General features: G+C 67.1%; 19 protein-coding genes and 1 tRNA gene. 11 read left to right on the top strand and 9 right to left on the bottom strand.

Going from position 1 to position 16,072, the window contains the following annotated elements; translation table 11 throughout:
• Positions 1-178 precede the first annotated feature (178 nt).
• The 9 genes from APZ15_RS07645 to APZ15_RS07605 all read left to right on the top strand — a co-directional run bounded on the left by APZ15_RS07645 (position 179) and on the right by APZ15_RS07605 (position 6,721).
• Positions 179-925 (top strand): SDR family NAD(P)-dependent oxidoreductase, encoded by a 747-nt coding sequence (locus APZ15_RS07645; protein ID WP_027788264.1) that lies wholly within the window; start codon positions 179-181, stop codon positions 923-925.
• Positions 926-1,026: 101 nt separating this feature from the next.
• Complete coding sequence (gene ybgC / locus APZ15_RS07640; RefSeq protein ID WP_027788265.1) at positions 1,027-1,512, top strand: tol-pal system-associated acyl-CoA thioesterase; 486 nt, start codon at positions 1,027-1,029, stop codon at positions 1,510-1,512.
• A 130-nt stretch (positions 1,513-1,642) separates the two neighbouring features.
• The gene (gene tolQ / locus APZ15_RS07635; protein WP_021157170.1) at positions 1,643-2,320 is read left to right on the top strand and encodes a protein TolQ; all 678 of its coding nucleotides are present in this window, start codon (positions 1,643-1,645) and stop codon (positions 2,318-2,320) included.
• A 10-nt stretch (positions 2,321-2,330) separates the two neighbouring features.
• Positions 2,331-2,780 carry a protein TolR gene (gene tolR, locus APZ15_RS07630; protein ID WP_011351075.1) on the top strand — a complete coding sequence of 150 codons (450 nt, stop codon included), beginning with the start codon at positions 2,331-2,333 and terminating at the stop codon, positions 2,778-2,780.
• Positions 2,777-3,832 carry a cell envelope integrity protein TolA gene (gene tolA / locus APZ15_RS07625; RefSeq protein ID WP_027788266.1) on the top strand — a complete coding sequence of 352 codons (1,056 nt, stop codon included), beginning with the start codon at positions 2,777-2,779 and terminating at the stop codon, positions 3,830-3,832. The genes tolR and tolA overlap by 4 nt, the downstream gene beginning before the upstream one ends.
• 109 nt (positions 3,833-3,941) lie before the next feature.
• A complete protein-coding gene (tolB, locus tag APZ15_RS07620; protein ID WP_027788267.1) occupies positions 3,942-5,237 on the top strand; it encodes a Tol-Pal system beta propeller repeat protein TolB in 1,296 nt (431 codons plus the stop codon).
• 17 nt (positions 5,238-5,254) lie between these two features.
• Positions 5,255-5,767, top strand: a complete 513-nt coding sequence (gene pal / locus APZ15_RS07615) for a peptidoglycan-associated lipoprotein Pal (RefSeq protein WP_021157174.1) — start codon at positions 5,255-5,257, stop codon at positions 5,765-5,767.
• Positions 5,768-5,786: 19 nt separating this feature from the next.
• Positions 5,787-6,536 (top strand): tol-pal system protein YbgF, encoded by a 750-nt coding sequence (gene ybgF / locus APZ15_RS07610; RefSeq protein WP_021157175.1) that lies wholly within the window; start codon positions 5,787-5,789, stop codon positions 6,534-6,536.
• Between the two features lie 108 nt (positions 6,537-6,644).
• Positions 6,645-6,721 (top strand) — tRNA-Lys (locus APZ15_RS07605).
• Positions 6,722-6,864: 143 nt separating this feature from the next.
• Here the strand turns inward: APZ15_RS07605 and APZ15_RS07600 are convergent.
• From APZ15_RS07600 to APZ15_RS07560, 9 genes are all read right to left on the bottom strand, one after another.
• Complete coding sequence (locus tag APZ15_RS07600; RefSeq protein ID WP_049096796.1) at positions 6,865-7,233, bottom strand: DUF3592 domain-containing protein; 369 nt, start codon at positions 7,231-7,233, stop codon at positions 6,865-6,867.
• A 44-nt stretch (positions 7,234-7,277) separates the two neighbouring features.
• On the bottom strand, positions 7,278-8,222 hold the full coding sequence (locus APZ15_RS07595; RefSeq protein WP_049096799.1) for a fatty acid desaturase family protein: 945 nt from the start codon (positions 8,220-8,222) through the stop codon (positions 7,278-7,280).
• Positions 8,222-8,839 (bottom strand): phosphatase PAP2 family protein, encoded by a 618-nt coding sequence (locus APZ15_RS07590; RefSeq protein WP_027788269.1) that lies wholly within the window; start codon positions 8,837-8,839, stop codon positions 8,222-8,224. Before APZ15_RS07590 ends, APZ15_RS07595 begins: the two co-directional genes overlap by 1 nt.
• Positions 8,836-9,993 (bottom strand): glycosyltransferase family protein, encoded by a 1,158-nt coding sequence (locus APZ15_RS07585; protein WP_027788270.1) that lies wholly within the window; start codon positions 9,991-9,993, stop codon positions 8,836-8,838. Before APZ15_RS07585 ends, APZ15_RS07590 begins: the two co-directional genes overlap by 4 nt.
• Positions 9,990-10,739, bottom strand: coding sequence for a hypothetical protein (locus tag APZ15_RS07580; RefSeq protein WP_049096812.1), 750 nt, complete (start codon positions 10,737-10,739; stop codon positions 9,990-9,992). Before APZ15_RS07580 ends, APZ15_RS07585 begins: the two co-directional genes overlap by 4 nt.
• The gene (locus APZ15_RS07575; protein ID WP_049096815.1) at positions 10,736-11,752 is read right to left on the bottom strand and encodes a hypothetical protein; all 1,017 of its coding nucleotides are present in this window, start codon (positions 11,750-11,752) and stop codon (positions 10,736-10,738) included. Before APZ15_RS07575 ends, APZ15_RS07580 begins: the two co-directional genes overlap by 4 nt.
• A 64-nt stretch (positions 11,753-11,816) precedes the next feature.
• Positions 11,817-12,881, bottom strand: coding sequence for a glycosyltransferase family 2 protein (locus tag APZ15_RS07570; protein WP_049096818.1), 1,065 nt, complete (start codon positions 12,879-12,881; stop codon positions 11,817-11,819).
• A 138-nt stretch (positions 12,882-13,019) separates the two neighbouring features.
• Positions 13,020-13,463: an inner membrane protein YiaA gene (yiaA, locus tag APZ15_RS07565; RefSeq protein WP_027788274.1), complete on the bottom strand. Its 444-nt coding sequence runs from the start codon at positions 13,461-13,463 to the stop codon at positions 13,020-13,022.
• A 102-nt stretch (positions 13,464-13,565) separates the two neighbouring features.
• Positions 13,566-14,513 carry a cupin domain-containing protein gene (locus tag APZ15_RS07560; RefSeq protein ID WP_027788275.1) on the bottom strand — a complete coding sequence of 316 codons (948 nt, stop codon included), beginning with the start codon at positions 14,511-14,513 and terminating at the stop codon, positions 13,566-13,568.
• Positions 14,514-14,643: 130 nt separating this feature from the next.
• Between APZ15_RS07560 and APZ15_RS07555 the strand changes: the two genes are divergently transcribed.
• Positions 14,644-14,973 carry a carboxymuconolactone decarboxylase family protein gene (locus APZ15_RS07555; RefSeq protein WP_027788276.1) on the top strand — a complete coding sequence of 110 codons (330 nt, stop codon included), beginning with the start codon at positions 14,644-14,646 and terminating at the stop codon, positions 14,971-14,973.
• A gap of 228 nt (positions 14,974-15,201) precedes the next feature.
• Positions 15,202-16,035, top strand: coding sequence for a class II glutamine amidotransferase (locus APZ15_RS07550; RefSeq protein WP_027788277.1), 834 nt, complete (start codon positions 15,202-15,204; stop codon positions 16,033-16,035).
• Positions 16,036-16,072: the final 37 nt, after the last annotated feature.

Genomic DNA, 16,072 nt, shown 5'->3' with positions numbered 1-16,072 from the left:
AGCGCGTTAGTGTATTGGATGCGTCATGAATAGGCAACCGCACGGCGGTGCGCCCGGAGCAATTGGGGCCAGACTCTACGCGCCCGTGCCGGAACGCTTTGCCGCCTTGCCGCGGTGCGGCATTCTCAGTAGGCTTGCGGGATATCACCCGCTATTTTGTCTTCGACCAGGAGCAGCAATGATCGTGTTCGTCACAGGCGCGTCCGCCGGCTTCGGCGCCGCCATCGCCCGTGCCTTTGTCAACGGAGGCCACCGCGTCGTCGCGACCGCGCGTCGCAAGGATCGTCTCGATGCGCTCGCCGCCGAACTCGGCGACTCCCTTCTGCCGCTCGAGCTCGACGTACGCGATCGCGCGGCCGTCGAGGCCGTACCGGCCGCCCTTCCCGCCGAATTCGCGGCGATCGACGTGCTCGTCAACAACGCCGGCCTCGCGCTCGGCGTCGAGCCGGCCCAAAAGGCCAGCCTCGACGAATGGCACACGATGATCGACACGAACTGCACGGGCCTCGTCACGGTCACGCACGCGCTGCTGCCCGGCATGATCGAGCGCGGCCGCGGCCATATCTTCAATCTTGGCTCGGTCGCGGGTTCGTACCCTTATGCTGGCGGAAACGTCTACGGGGCGACCAAGGCTTTCGTCAGACAATTCAGCCTGAACCTGCGCGCCGACCTGCTCGGCACGCCGTTGCGCGTCACCGACGTCGAGCCCGGCCTGTGCGGCGGCACCGAATTCTCGAACGTTCGTTATCGCGGCGACAACGAAAAAGCGGCGAACGTCTACAACAACGTCCAGCCGCTCATGCCCGAGGACATCGCCGACACGATCTACTGGATCGCGACGCGCCCGGCGCATGTCAACGTCAACACGATCGAGCTGATGCCGATCGCGCAAGCACCCGGCGGCCCGACCGTCCACCGCGGCTGAAGCCCCGCTGGCCGGCCCCTTCGGGCCGGCCAGCAGTGTGCTACCGCATACTACATTCCGTTACGAATCGGTTACGAATCAGGCTCCTGCCTTCCGGTAGAATGCGCGCCATGACCCAGCCTACCCGCTCCCCGGAAGCGCCCTCCGGCTTCATCTGGCCGGTGCGCGTGTACTACGAGGATACCGACGCAGGCGGCATCGTCTTCTATGCCAACTACCTGAAGTTCTTCGAACGCGCTCGCACCGAGTGGCTGCGCGCATGCGGCATCGACCAGCGTCGGCTCGCCGACGAGACCGGTGCGATCTTCGTCGTCCGCAGCACGTCGCTCGACTACCGCGCACCGGCGCGACTCGACGACACCCTCGCGATCACGAGCCGGCCCGGACGCATCGGCCGCGCATCGGTGGAGTTCACGCAGGAAGCCTGGTGTGGAGACACGCTGCTCGTGGCCGGGCACATCCGCCTCGGTTGCGTCGACCGTACCGGCATCCGGCCCGCGGCGATCCCGCCGGCCGTGCTCGACGCGCTGGAACGCGGGCCCGTCATCGACGACGGACAGACTGCACTGTCAACGAAGCTCGCATGAGCGCCGTTTAGACACAGCCTATGAACTTGCCTTTCTGATTCGATACTAAGCAAGGTTCGGCGCCAGGCATGGCCGGCGCGCCGCGCCGCACGCATACCGGGCGCCCCGAAGGGACGTTACTCAAACCTCTATGAACACTTCTCAAGACCTGTCGATCATTTCCCTCGTCCTCAACGCGAGCGTGCTGGCCCAGGCCGTGATGGGGCTGCTGCTGCTGCTGTCGCTGATGTCGTGGACCTTCATCTTCCGCAAGTGGTTCGCGATCCGCCGCGCACGCGCGCAGACCGAACGCTTCGAGAAGGACTTCTGGTCGGGCGGCGACCTGCAGGCGCTGTACCAGAGCGCAGCCAACAACCGCCACACGATCGGCGCGCTCGAGCGGATCTTCGAATCGGGCATGCGCGAGTTCCTGAAGGCGAAAGAAAAGCGCATCAGCGATCCGGGCCTCGTGCTCGACGGCGCACGCCGCGCGATGCGCGCGTCGTTCCAGCGTGAAATGGACGTGCTCGAAGCGAACCTCGCGTTCCTCGCGTCGGTCGGCTCGGTCAGCCCGTACATCGGCCTGTTCGGCACGGTCTGGGGGATCATGAATTCGTTCCGCGGCCTCGCGAACGTGCAGCAGGCCACGCTCGCGAACGTCGCGCCAGGCATCGCCGAGGCGCTCGTCGCCACCGCGATCGGCCTGTTCGCCGCGATTCCGGCAGTGGTCGCGTACAACCGCTACGCGCACGATATCGACCGCCTCGCGATCCGCTTCGAGACCTTCATCGAAGAGTTCTCGAACATCCTGCAGCGTCAGGCCCAGTAAGGAGCGCGCCATGGCAGGAAGCCCCATCCGATCCAGCATGCGCGGCGGCCGCTCGCGCCGTGCAATGGCCGACATCAACGTCGTGCCGTACATCGACGTGATGCTGGTGCTGCTCGTGATCTTCATGGTCACCGCACCACTCGTCGCCCCGTCGATCATCAACCTGCCGACCGTCGGCAACGCCGCGCCGCAGGAGCAAACACCGCCCGTCGTCGTCAACATCAAGGCCGATCGCACGATGAGCGTCAAGTACAAGGGCGACTCGGGCGCGACCCAGGAAGACACGATGACGAAGGCCGAGCTCGACAGCTTCATCGTGGCCCGGCAGGCCGATCATCCCGACCAGCCGGTCGTGATCGCGGCCGACAAGACCGTGCAGTACGATGCAGTCATGACCGTGATGTCCGATCTGAAGGCGCGCGGCGTCAAGCGCGTCGGCCTCCTCGTCAAATCGCAATGAACCGGCAGCAATCCACGCGCAGCTCCGCCTACCCGCCTCAGCCCCCCCGCGAGCGCGGTACCTGGCGCGCATTCGCGCTCGCCGCGCTGATGCACGTGCTGCTCGCGCTGTTCCTCTATCACGGCGTGCAGTGGCAGAACAGCACGCCGGCCGGTGCCGAAGCCGAGCTATGGACCGAGGTGCCCGACGTGCCCGCGCCGCGGCCCGTCGTCACGCCCACGCCGCCCGTGAAGGTCGCGCCGCCCGCTCCCCCCGTGCGCGACGAGCAGGCCGACATCGCGCTGCAACAGAAGAAGCGGCAGCAGGAAGCGGCCGCGCGTGAAGCGCTGCTCGAGCAGCAGCGCCGCGCACAGCAGTTGAAGGCGCAACAGGAAGAGGAAGCCCGGCGCGCGCAGCTTGCCGCGCAGCAGGCGGCCGCACTCGCCGCGCAAAAGGCCGCGGAACGCGACCGGCAGAAACAGGCCGACAAGCTCAAGCAACAGCAGCTTGCCGAGCAGCAGAAGCTCGAACAGCAGAAACTCCAGCAGCAGAAGCAGGCGCAGCTCGAAGCGCAGCAGGCGGCGAAGGCGAAGGCCGACGCGGCCGCGAAGGCAAAGGCGGAAGCCCAGGCCAAGGCGAAGGCCGAAGCCACGGCACGCGCGAAGGCCAATGCGGCGGCGAACGCGAAGCTCGACCGCGAGCGCAGCGCGCGCCTCGCGCAGATGCAGGGCCTGTCCGGCGCCGGTGAAGGCGGCGGCGAAGGCCTCGCGAAAAGCGGCACCGGCACGGGCTCCGGCGGCAATGCCGCGACGCCCGGCTATGCCGACAAGGTGCGCCGCCGCGTCAAGCCGAACATCGTTTGGGGCGGCGAGCGGGCAGGCCTGACCACCGTCGTCAAGATTCGGTGCACGCCGTCCGGTGACGTATTGAGCGCATCGGTCTCCCGCTCCAGCGGGAATTCGGGGTGGGATCAAGCCGTGGTCAATGCGATCCACGCATCGGTCCCGTTGCCGCCCGATTCTAACGGTCGTACCCCGTCGGACATTACGATTACCTTCAAGGCGGCGGAGTGAAACGAAATGCGCTTACACTCCGGGCGTCGCTGTCGGACGGGAACGAATCGGGTATTTTTACTGTCTCTGCCGTTGCGCAGCGATCCAAGCCATACGGGAAGCAAGAAGCATGAGTTTGATGACAAAGCTAGGTTTCAGGGCACTCGTGGCCTCGTGTCTGATTACGGCGGGCAGCGCCGCTAACGCCCAGGTCAACGTGCTGATCACCGGTGTCGGGTCGACCCAGTTCCCTATCGCCACCGCGAATTTCGCGAACGAGGCGAACCTGCCGCAGCAGGTCACGTCGATCGTCCGCGCCGACCTCGCCCGCAGCGGCAAATTCACCAACATCGACGCAGGCAGCACGCCCGTGCCGGAGACCGCATCGGTCGATCTCGGCGCATGGAAGGCCAAGGGCGCCAATGCGTTCGTCGCCGGCAGCGTGAACCGCGAAGCGAACGGCCAGTACAAGGTCAACTTCATCCTGTACGACACCGTGAAGCAGCAAAGCCTCGGCGGCCTGTCGCTGACGGCCACCGACACCACGCTGCGCACGGCCGGCCACAAGATCGCCGACTACATCTACCAGAAGCTGCTCGGCGTACGCGGCGTGTTCGCCACGCGCCTGTCGTACGTGATCAAGACCGGTAACCGTTACCAGTTGCAGATCTCGGATTCGGACGGCCAGAACGCGCGCATCGCGCTGTCGAGCACCGAGCCGATCATCTCGCCGTCGTGGTCGCCGAGCGGCACGAAAGTCGCGTACGTGTCGTTCGAGCGCAAGAAGCCGATCGTCTACATCCACGACCTGCCGACCGGCCGCCGCTACATCGTCTCCGACCAGAAGGGCAACAACAGCGCACCGGCATGGTCGCCGGACAGCAACACGCTGGCCGTCGCGCTGTCGCTGACGGGCAATACGCAAATCTATTCGGTCAATTCGACGGGCGGCGGCCTGCGCCGCCTCACGCAGAGCAGCTCGATCGACACCGAGCCGTTCTACTCGCCGGACGGCCGCTGGATCTACTTCACGAGCGATCGCGGCGGTGCGCCGCAGATCTACCGGATGCCCGCACAGGGCGAAAGCGCCGGCGCCGCGCAGCGCGTGACCTTCACCGGCAGCTACAACACGAGTCCGCGTATCAGCCCGGACGGCAAGCTGCTCGCTTACATCTCCCGCACGGGCGGGGGCTTCAAGCTGTACGTTCAGGATCTGCAATCGGGCGCGGCGAACGCCATCACGAATACGAATCGCGACGAATCGCCGAGCTTCGCGGCAAACGGCCAGTACCTTCTGTACGCTACCCAGTCGGGTGGTCGCAATGTTCTGGCAGCAGTGCCCTCCGACGGCAGCGCGCCGCCGCAAATCCTGTCCGTCCAGGGCGGCTCCGTACGTGAGCCGTCGTGGGGGCCCTTCATGCAATGACCACAAGGAGAGTAACCATGATGTCGAATAAAGCTCGTCTGGCCCTGGCCGTGATGATGATCAGCGCGCTCGCAGCGTGCAAGTCGGGCGTGAAGCTCGACGACAAGGCCAACAACGCGGGTGCGGTCAGCACGCAGCCGAGCGCCGACAACGTCGCGCAAGTGAACGTCGATCCGCTGAACGACCCGAACAGCCCGCTCGCGAAGCGCAGCATCTACTTCGACTTCGACAGCTATTCGGTGAAGGACGACTACCAGTCGCTGATGCAGCAGCACGCCCAGTACCTGAAGAGCCACCCGCAGCGCCACGTGCTGATCCAGGGCAACACCGACGAACGCGGCACGAGCGAGTACAACCTCGCGCTGGGCCAGAAGCGTGCGGAAGCCGTCCGCCGTGCGATGGCACTGCTCGGCGTGAACGATTCGCAGATGGAAGCCGTGAGCCTCGGCAAGGAAAAGCCGCAGGCAACGGGTCACGACGAAGCATCGTGGGCGCAGAACCGTCGCGCCGACCTCGTCTACCAACAGTAAGTAACGGAAGAATCGCCGTATGACGCACCGTGTATCCCTGCTGCGCGTTGCCGCAGCATTCTGCGTCGCGGGCGCGGCGTGGTCGGTCGCGCCGGCGCACGCCGGCGTGTTCGACGACAACGAAGCGCGCCGCGCCGTGCTCGATCTGCGCACCAAGACCGACAACCTGGCCAGCCAGTTGTCGGCCGCCCAGCGTACGATCCTCGATCAATCCGGCCGTCTCGACCAGCTGAACCAGCAGGTCGCGACGCTGCGCGGCGAGAACGAGGATCTGACGAACCGGCTGACGACGCTCGAACGGCAGCAGAAGGAGTACTACCAGGATCTCGACACGCGGCTCAAGAAGTTCGAGCCGCAGCAGGCGACGATCGATGGTGTCGAAGGCACCGTGCAGCCGGGTGAAACGGATGCGCTCAATGCGGCGCAACAGCAGTTCCGCAACGGCAACTTCAAGGCGGCCGCGGCTTCGTTCCGCGCGTTCATCGCGAAGTATCCGCAGAGCCCCTACCAGCCGACCGCGCAGTACTGGTACGGCAATGCGCAATACGCACTGCGCGACTACCGCGGTTCGACTGCAACGTGGCAAGGGATCGTCAGCAAGTTCCCACAGCACCCGCGCGCGGCCGATGCCCTCGTGGCGATCGGCACGAACCAGCTCGAGCAAGGCCAGAAGGCGGCCGCGAAGAAGACGTTCGAGCAGGTCGTTTCGCAGTACGCCGGGTCGAATGCTGCACAGACGGCGCAAGGCAAGCTTGAAACGATCAAATAATTATCGCTGCGGGTTGTTGACAGCCTGACACCCCGTCGCTATAATCTTTTGCTCTTTGGGTCGTTGCCCAAGTTGTTCAAGCAACGAACCGACAGGTTTCAAGAACGTGGGGTGGTAACTCAGTTGGTTAGAGTATCTGACTTTTAATCAGAGAGTCGAGGGTTCGAGTCCCTCCCACCCTACCAACTATCTTTGATAGTGCAAATAAAGCCTCCCAAGCGGAGGCTTTTTTGCGTCTGTCGCATCCGTGTCGATGGCAGGCATCTCCGCGATGCCTGCCGCACTACCCAGCGCCCTCCCCCCGGCTTCGGCAGAAGCGACTTTCCCTTCAAGCCGGCGCAAAGAAAGCCATCGTGAACGCGATCGAGATGATCGACTCGAGCCACATGTTCGTGAACGTGTCGACTGTTGCGCTGGCTTGCGGCCTGGCCGGGTCGTAGCGCACCGGCACCGTGTCACCGAACGCCATCGTCACGAAGCTTCCCGGAAACGATACGCGTTCGCCGCGTTTCGTCACGAACTCGATCAACGGGTGATGCGCGTCGTGCGTCAACCGGACGACCGTCCCCTGCACGGCAACGGACGATCCGATAACCGCGAGCCCCGTTCGTCGATCGTTTCCGCACCCCCACACCGCCAGGATCGCGCCGATCGCCAGCGCCACGCAATTGAACCTCGCAGGCTTGTCGACCATCATGTTCCCGGTATCGATCCGCTCATGATTCCCGTCCCGTCCACGCGTCAACGCACGCTGACGTCGCGCAGCACCGCACCATATCCCGCGTACAGATTGCCGTCAGGCAGCAACTGCCGCTGCACGAGCTGCCGATGCACGGCCGGCAGGTGATGGAACGGCATCCGCGTGAACAGGTGATGCTCGATATGAAAATGAATCGCGTGCGGGCCGAACAGGAACGTCTGCCACGAACGCCGGGCGATCGTGCGCGCGTTGCGGCTCTGGTCGGCACCTGCCGGCAGCCCCGCGTGCTCGAAGATCGCGCGCACCTGCCCGGCGAGCGGCAGCAGCGTGACGGACGGCACGATCCACAACGTGACGTACAGCAGCGGATGTCCGGCCCACGCGAGCGCACCGAGCAGCACACCGTTGCCTGCGAGCATCGACACGACCTCCCACGCGGCATACGCGCGCGACTTCCCGACCTTCGGCAACGCATGGGCGAACTCGCCGCGTGCGAGCTTCACGACACTCGTCACGTAACCGATCCCGCATGCGTACGCGAACAGGCGACCGATCAGGCGCCCGCGCGTCACCGGATAGTCGTGCACGCCGAACAGCAGCGCGACGGGATCGTCCGGCTGCATCGGCGCGCGATGGTGCTTCAGATGGCCTGCACGATACGTACGCAGCGACAGCCACAGCGGGCCGGCCGCGAACAGCTGGCCCAGCGCGTCGTTGACGCGCCGGTTCCGCGCCAGCAACCCGTGCGCGCCTTCGTGCATCATGACCGCGAGCGCCAGCTGGCTGCGCGCGATCACGACCGCGGCCAACGCGTACACGAGCGGATGCGCAAACGCGATCGCAACGGCGAACGCAGCGGCAATCAACAGCCAGTCGCCCGCCAGCGCCGCACCGACACGCGCCGCGCTCACGCGAAACAACGCGGGATCGGGCACGAACCGCGCCAGCTCGGCATTCGGCCCGGCCGGGTGAACACGGGTATCCATCAGGCGAGCCTCCTGCGCAGCGAACGCCGCTCGACCCACCGCGCACTGACCATCGCGAGCGCCACGCCGCCCAGTACATCGGCGACCGTATGCTGCTTGAGCGTCAGCGTCGACGTGCAGATCAGCAGGCCGACCGTCACGGTCACGAGCCGCCGCTGGTCCGCCAGCATCCGGCAGGCCAGACACGTCACCGCGACGTGCAGGCTCGGAAAGCCGTTGGCCGCGAGATCGAGCTGCCACATGCGCGCGAGGCGGTGGCGTACGAACGCGTTGCCGATCTCCGCGACGTCGGGTCTCGGCACGGCTTCCGGAAACAGCAGAAAACACACGACACCGAGCACGAACGCGATCAGCACCGCTTCCTTGAACGCGGCGAACGCGGGCGGCCGGGCATACCCGGCAAGCGCAATCACGAACGGAAAGAAGCCGACATAGACGAACCACGACCATGCGATGAACGGAATCCGTGCATCGATCGCCGTGGCGAACACATGGCGCGGCGTGACGCCGCGCTCCAGCAGAAAGAAGATCGCGAGGCCGGCTGCCATGCCGAACGTCGCGGCCAGCATCTGCCGGATATCGGGCCGGCGATCGTCACGAAACGACAGCGAATTCATCGTGGCGCCGGCGCCTCGCATCGCGTATCCGCATCGGCCACCTGCGCACACGGACGCAGCGCGAGGAGGCGCGACGTCCACGCATCCACGCGCGCACGCGCATGCTCGCGGCCGGCGATCGTTCCAGCCTGCGTACCGGGATCGCGCATCAGCTCGGCCGCGGCCTGCCCGACTTCCCGCCGGAACGCGGCCGCATCGCCGCGCCATGTGACAACGCGGTGCATGAGTTGCAGGCGTGCGGCGCGTGCGGCGTTGCTCGCCTGCTCGGGCTGGTCGGACTGCACGAGCAGGATCGGGCGGCGATACACGCGTGCGATCGACAGTGCGGCCATGCCGGGGGCCGACACGATCAGCGGTGCGTGGGCGGCCCGCGTCACCCAGTCGGCGTCGACGCCGGTCCAGCCGTCGTGCCCCGCATAGCCCTCGCCCACACGGTGTGCGGCGAGCCCCGCGTCGCGCATGCCGGCCGACAACGCATCGGCGAGCGCGATATCGCGGAAGTGCGGATTCAGATAGACGGCTGCGGCGGCCGGCTCCGAGGCCGGCCGTTCGGCGACGATCGGCACCGGAGTCGGCAGCCGGCAATGCGCGTGGGCCCGCCGGACTTCGTCGGCGGCATCGTATGCGAAATCGTGTTCGATGCAGCACCGCGCCGAATCGATCTGCCAGTCGACGATCCGTGCGAAAGCGCGCGCCAGCACACGCGGCAGCCGCGCATCGAAATTCGCGGTCAACGCGCGGCGCAGGCTGCCGCCGTACACGTGCACGACGCGGTGCCGCCAGCTCGGCATCGCGCCCATGAACAGCAGCGCCGGATGGAACGAGTCGTTGATCACGAGATCGGCATCGCGACCGATCGCACGCAGCCGCGCGATGTCGCGCAGCATGCGCGTCGGCCGGAACACGTAATGCGCGACATTGCGATCGGTCGCATCGCGCAGCATGTTCTGCCGCTCGTCGAACTGCACCGCGTAGTGACGGGACAGCACGGCTGCGTCGATGTCGAACGCGGCCAGGAACGCCTGCCCCGCATCGGACGTCGTCAGCACGTCGACCTGCGCGCCGGCCGAGCGCAACGCATGCACGAGCAGTTGTGCGCGCATCAGGTGGCCGCGCGCGTCGGCCGTCGCGAGATAGACGATCCGCGGCATCATGCGCGCGGACGAAGCGACTGGAGCCAGCCGGCCGCGTACATCGCCAGCGCGCCCGTCACGCCGAAACCGGCTTCGATCGCGCGGATCTCGTCCAGCAACGCGGCGAGCCGCGCAACCTCGGACGGCGCGACGAGACGGCGCAGCGTGTCCGCGCAGAGCCGGACGTGCCGCGTCTCGTCCGCGAGCACGCGCGAGAGCAGCGGATACAGCGGATGGGCAACGCCGATCGTCGCGCAGTGGCGCGCGAGCACGCGCATCGCCATCTGTTCCGCGCACAGCCCCGTCGCATAGGCCGGCACGAGCACGCCTTGCGCGAAATGCGGCGCATGGCGCCGCGCGAGCCGGCGCCACCGCATGATCTTGCGCCGGCTCAGCCAGTCCGGCTCGTGCGGCGCGGTCGACGGCGCGACGCCGCGTGCGCGCAGCGCATCGGCGAACGCGGCCGCATGGCGACGCTCGTCCGCGAGATGCTGCTCGATCCGCGGCGCGAGCCAGTCCGGCGGCTGGCCGGTCCAGTCCTCGTGCAACGCGCACTCGGTCGCTTCCTCGCCGATCAGGTACATGCGCAGCACCCAGCGCTCGCCATGCGTGCTGCGATGAAGCTGCCGGATCGCCGCCCGCTTGATGCGATCGACGAGGTACGCACGCACCCGCGCCGCACCGCGCGGCGCGGGCGCATCGAGACAGTCGAAGCGCCCATCGAGCGCCGCCGGCGGCGACGCGGGCAGTTCACCTGCCGCGGTCATGCCGGCACGCCCCGTGCGGACGCGGATTTCGTCGCGGATGCCGCGGCGGCGGCCGGATCGCGACGCCATCCGAGGATCAGGCCGATGAAGCTTTCCTGCATGAACGCATGCGCGGACGCGGTCGCCCCCGCGAATGCCTCCTCGCGGCCGTTCACGCGCAGATAACCGTTGCCGTCGCGCGCGCCGAATTCGATCCGGTCGCTCTTGCGGAAACCGCGCTCGCGCACGTCTTTCAGCAGCGCACTGCCGTCGAGACCGAACAGGAACAGCTCGCGCTGCGCGACCCACACCGGAATGTGATTGCTCAGTGCGTCAAAACGGATCGACCACGTACCCGATGCCAGTGCCTGATCGACGTCCGCATCGTGCGGCGCGCTCGACGTGAAACTCGCGCGCGCGACCGACTTCGTCAGGCCGCCGACGCCGAGTGCGATCGTGATGTCGTCCGCGGACGGCTGCTTCGGATCGGTCGCGCTCACCTTCACGAGATGCCGCGCGAGCCGCGATGCCAGCGACGGATGCGCGAACAGCGCCAGCGTTTCATCCGGCGTGAGCACGTCGTGCTCGCCATCGCCCTCCTTCACGCGCACGCGATACGGATCGATCCGGACATCGGTGAACGTGCCGTGCACGGGCGCATGTACGTACACGTCACGGTCCCATTTCGCGCCGTCGCGACGCAGCAGCACGTGAACGCTCAACGGCACGCGCCGGCCGTCGCGGTCGACGCCCGTGCCCTGAAGCAGCACGTCGCCGAGCACGTCCTTCGTGCGGCGCGTCGCATCGCTCGAGAAGACGATCGCGTGCGCATCGGTATCGATGCTCGCGTGAACGTCGGGCGCATCGAGCGCGACGCGATTGCAGTCGGCGGCGGCCGCGTTCGCGAACGGGCAGCCGCTTTGCGACGCGAAGTGGTAGATCCCGCGCCCCGCGTAATCGACCGGCGCGGCATGGGCGCCGGCGCTGGCGGCAAACAGGGCGACGCAGGCAACACGGGTGGCAAGAGAAGGCATGGTCGTGGACGGAATGAAGGCAGGGTGCGGCGTGTCGTGGCCGCGCGCGATGCGCGGCGCCGGTTCAATGACGGTGATAGGACAGCGCTTCGAGATCGCGCCGGGCCGATGCGCGCCCGACGAGACCGAAACCGCGCGCGAGCGCACCGAGCGTATCGACGGCGGACGCCGCGATCGTGACGCCGACGGCCGCGAGATAACGAAGGGCGCCGAGCCGCGGCAACTGCTGCCGATCGAGCGCGCGCAGGCTGTAGCCGAGCCGCATCGCCATCACGCAGAACGGTCCGAGCGGGCCGCTGCGTCCGAGCCACTGCCATCCGCGCGGCAGGTACGCGTTCACGAGATACGGCGTCAGCCCGACGCTGTCCTCTCCGCGCATCCAGCGCAGCTTCAGCGATTCGCGATGCGTGTCCGGCAGCCGATGCTCGGTATGCGCGGCCGGCGCGAATTCGACGGCCACGCCGGCCGCCTGCATCCGCAGCCCCATCACCTGGCAATGTGCGCGATAGACACCGTCGAGCGGCTCGTAGCGAAATTGCGCGAACACGTCGCGCCGGAACGCGACGTTGTTCGCGTAGAAGTTGCGCGTTGCGCCGGCGCGCAGCGGGCTCGGGAAATACATGAAATCGATCGACGTCAGCGCGACGCCGAGCACGTTCGGCGCATAGCTCGTGCGCCCCGCCACCGCGACGGGTGCATCGCCGGCTTCGCGTGCAAACGGCGCGAGCAGGTGCTCGAGCCAGTCGTCGGCCGGCCGGCAATCGGCATCGCCGAACACGACGATGTCGCAGCGATCCGCGTCGACGCGATCGAACCCGTCGTTCTTCGCATCGTAGTAGCCGGTGCTCGCACCGATCTCGACGAAGTCGATCGGGCGGCCGGCCAGCACGACGATCTCCGCGCACGCATCGGCCGGCAGCCCGTCGTGCGTAATGATCCATTGCGCGAGTGCCGCGGGCGGCACGGTCTGCTTCGACAGCGCCGAAACGAGGCGCTTCAGGCTATCGACGGCCTGCGCGAGGCCGGCACCGCCGCGCAGGTTGTTCGTTTCCAGCACGAGCGCGGCCCTCGCCGCCACGGCGTGAGCCGCCGTGCGCGTGCGCGGCGAGGTTTCCGTGATGTCCGGCATCCTGAATGTCTCCATCGTCATGCGCGACGGCATGGATGAAACGAATGGGCGGCGAGCCCGCGCGCATTGGCGGATGCGGGTCGCCCGCGACCGTCATCGCAAAACGGGCGGCCCGGAAGGCGCCCGCTTCGCGTGTGGTCACTCCTGGACGGACGGCGCCGATTCGGCGTCGGTATAGCGCGGCTTCGCGTTCTGCAGGTCGCGCGTGTTCTTCTGCACGGCCACCGAACCGAACAGCGCGAGCACGAACGACATCGCGTAGAAGCCTTTCTCGCTCAGTTGCAGCGTCGCATTGAAGAGGCCGACGATCAGCAGCGCGATCGACAGCAGCAGCGCGATCCAGCTGAGGCCGTAGTAGATGCCGGTGACGGGAATGCCTTCCGCGCGGTCGCGCACGCTCTTCTGCAGCGAGATCGCCGCGTACAGGCCGAACACCAGCACGGTGAAGTAGTAGCCCTTCTCGTTGAGCTGCATGCCGGCGTTCCAGAGACCGATCAGGAATGCCGCGAAACCGGCGAGCAGCGCGGCCCACGACGCGGCCACGAACGCGAACGACGGTTGCTGGATGGTGGTCTGGTTCATTGCTTTGCCCTCTCTTTCTTCTTGTTCGAAATCGTTTTCGTTGAACTGCGTTTCGCGCATGGTAGCAGCTTTGGCACGCGGCAAGACGGCTTGCTTGCAGTCTTACGATTCGCGCCGCGCGCGTCGCCAGCGCCCCGGCGTCGTGCCGAGCACCGCGCGAAACGCCTTGCCGAACGCGGCTTCCGACTGGTAACCAACCGCCTGCCCGATCTCCGCCTGCCCGCGCTGCGTGTCCTGCAGCAGCGCGCACGCATGCATCATCCGGATCTGCGCGACGAACGCGCCGACGCTCATTCCGGCCCGCTCGCGGAAATGCCGGGCGTACGTCGCACGCGACATCGCGGATGTGTCGCCGAGCGACTCGACCGTCCACGGCTTCTCCGGTGCCTGCAGGACGGCCTGTACCGACGGGCCGAGCCGCGCATCGGCAGCGAGCGCAAGCCAGCCGGACGGCACGCGCGCGCCACGACCGTATGCGCGCAACGCATACGCGAGCAGCGCCTGCCCGAGTGCGTTCACGATCGCGCCGGCGCCCGGCTGCCCATTCGACGCCTCGGTGCGCAGCACGCTCGTCAGCAGTTGCAGCGGCGCGAACACCGACGCCTCGCGCAGCCCGACATGCAGCACGTGCGGCAGCGTACGCATCAGCAGTTCGCCCGCGCCGCGCGCATAGACGAACCGTCCGCACAGCAGATCCACGCTCGCACCGCCCGGTTCGGCCGGATCGAGATTCGTCTTGACCGGCAGCACCGCGCCGCCGCCGGCACCGTGTTCGCGCAGCGCCGCAACCGGCCGCGACCGGCCTGCGCCTGCGTCGAGCAGCTCGTGCGCGCCGCCCGCGGGCAGCAGCACGAAATCGCCGTCGGCGAGCTGCAGCGTGCGCCCTTCCGCGGTACGCAGCCGGCACGTTCCGGCCAGCACCAGGTGAAACGCCGCCTCGCCCGACGGCAGCGGGTCGTGCGGCATCGCGAACGGCCCGCCAAGCAGGCAGCGCACGTCGAGCTCGACATGGCTGCGGCCCAGCGACAGCAGTTGACTCAGGGCATCCATGAGACGATTGCGCTAAAAATTGACACTCTAGCGTATCGAAACCCTCAGCGTGAACGATCAGAATAACCCTGCATCGCCCGAGATCGCGGCGCCCGCCGCCTTCCTCACCTCTTCTCGAAAAGGACGCATCATGCTGAACTGGAACGAATACCGGAAGGAACTCTCGACGCGCATCGGCGACATCGCCAAGCTGTCGCCGGACACGCTGGCCGGCTACCAGGCGCTGGCCGGCGCCGGCGCCAAGACAGGCCATCTCGACGCAAAAACGCGCGAGCTGATCGCGCTCGCGGTGGCGGTCACGACACGCTGCGACGGTTGTATCGCCGTGCACACCGCCGAAGCGGCCAAGCATGGCGCGACGAAGGAGGAAGTAGCGGAAGCGCTCGGCGTCGCGATTGCGCTGAACGCGGGTGCGGCACTCGTCTATTCGGCGCGCGTGATGGACGCGCTCGGCGACTGAACCTGACGGCCGCGGCGCTGCCGTCGCGTGACGGCGCCCGGCTGCATGGCTTCAGGCTGCATGGCTTCAGGCTGCATGGCTGCCCGGTTGCTCACCGCACATCCGGGTAAATGACGTATGAAGATTGGCCAGCGCATCTGCCCGAATGGCGGGCCGGGCGCCCGCGGGCGAGGATGCGCCGCGAAGTCGGCTACCATGCGCGAACGATCCATCGTGAAGGAGCGCTTCATGTGCCGCTGGCTCGCCTATACGGGTAATCCGATCCATCTGGAGACCGTGCTGTTCCGCGCGAAGCATTCGCTGATCGACCAGAGCCTGCATTCGGAGCTGGGGGCGACGACCACCAACGGCGACGGCTTCGGCATCGGCTGGTACGGGCGCCCCGACGAACTCCCGTTCCGCTACCGCTCCGTGCATCCCGCGTGGAACGACCGCAACCTGCGCGAAGCCGCACGCGCGATCCGCTCGCGGATGTTCATCGCGCATATCCGCGCGGCTACCGACACGCCGGTACAGGAAACCAACTGCCACCCGTTCCGCCACGGCCGCTGGCTGTTCGCGCACAACGGGCTGATCCGCGACTTCCACAAGCTGCGCCGCGACCTGACGATGAAGGTCGATCCCGCGCTGTTCCCGACGCTCGAAGGCTCGACCGACTCCGAACTGATGTTCCGCCTCGCGCTGACCTACGGCCTCGAGCAGATGCCGCTGCCCGCGCTCGAGCGGATGGTCGGCATGGTCGAGGAAACGGCCGCGCGGCACCGCGTGGCCGAACCGCTCAACATGACGATCTGCGCGACCGACGGCGAGCGGATCATCGCGGTGCGTTATTCGAGCGAACGGCAGTCGCGTTCGCTGTTCCACAGCACGTCGTTCAAGCACCTCCATGAGCTGTATCCGCACAACCCGCGCATCGCCGAAGCCGGCGACGACGCGTTCATGGTCGTGTCCGAGCCGCTCGTCGACCTGCGCGGCGCGTGGGAGGAAGTGCCAGAGAGCATGGCGATCGTCGCGCAGGGTGCTGATGTGCAGCAGCGGCCGTTCGCGCCGCGGCGAAAGTAGCGGACGGCACCATTGAAGGCATCGTAAGGGGATGCCA

This window comes from Burkholderia cepacia ATCC 25416 (assembly GCF_001411495.1).
GTDB classification, from domain to species: domain Bacteria; phylum Pseudomonadota; class Gammaproteobacteria; order Burkholderiales; family Burkholderiaceae; genus Burkholderia; species Burkholderia cepacia.
The sequence above is the reverse complement of the archived record's forward strand: the minus strand, read 5'-3'. Positions and strand labels throughout refer to the sequence as shown.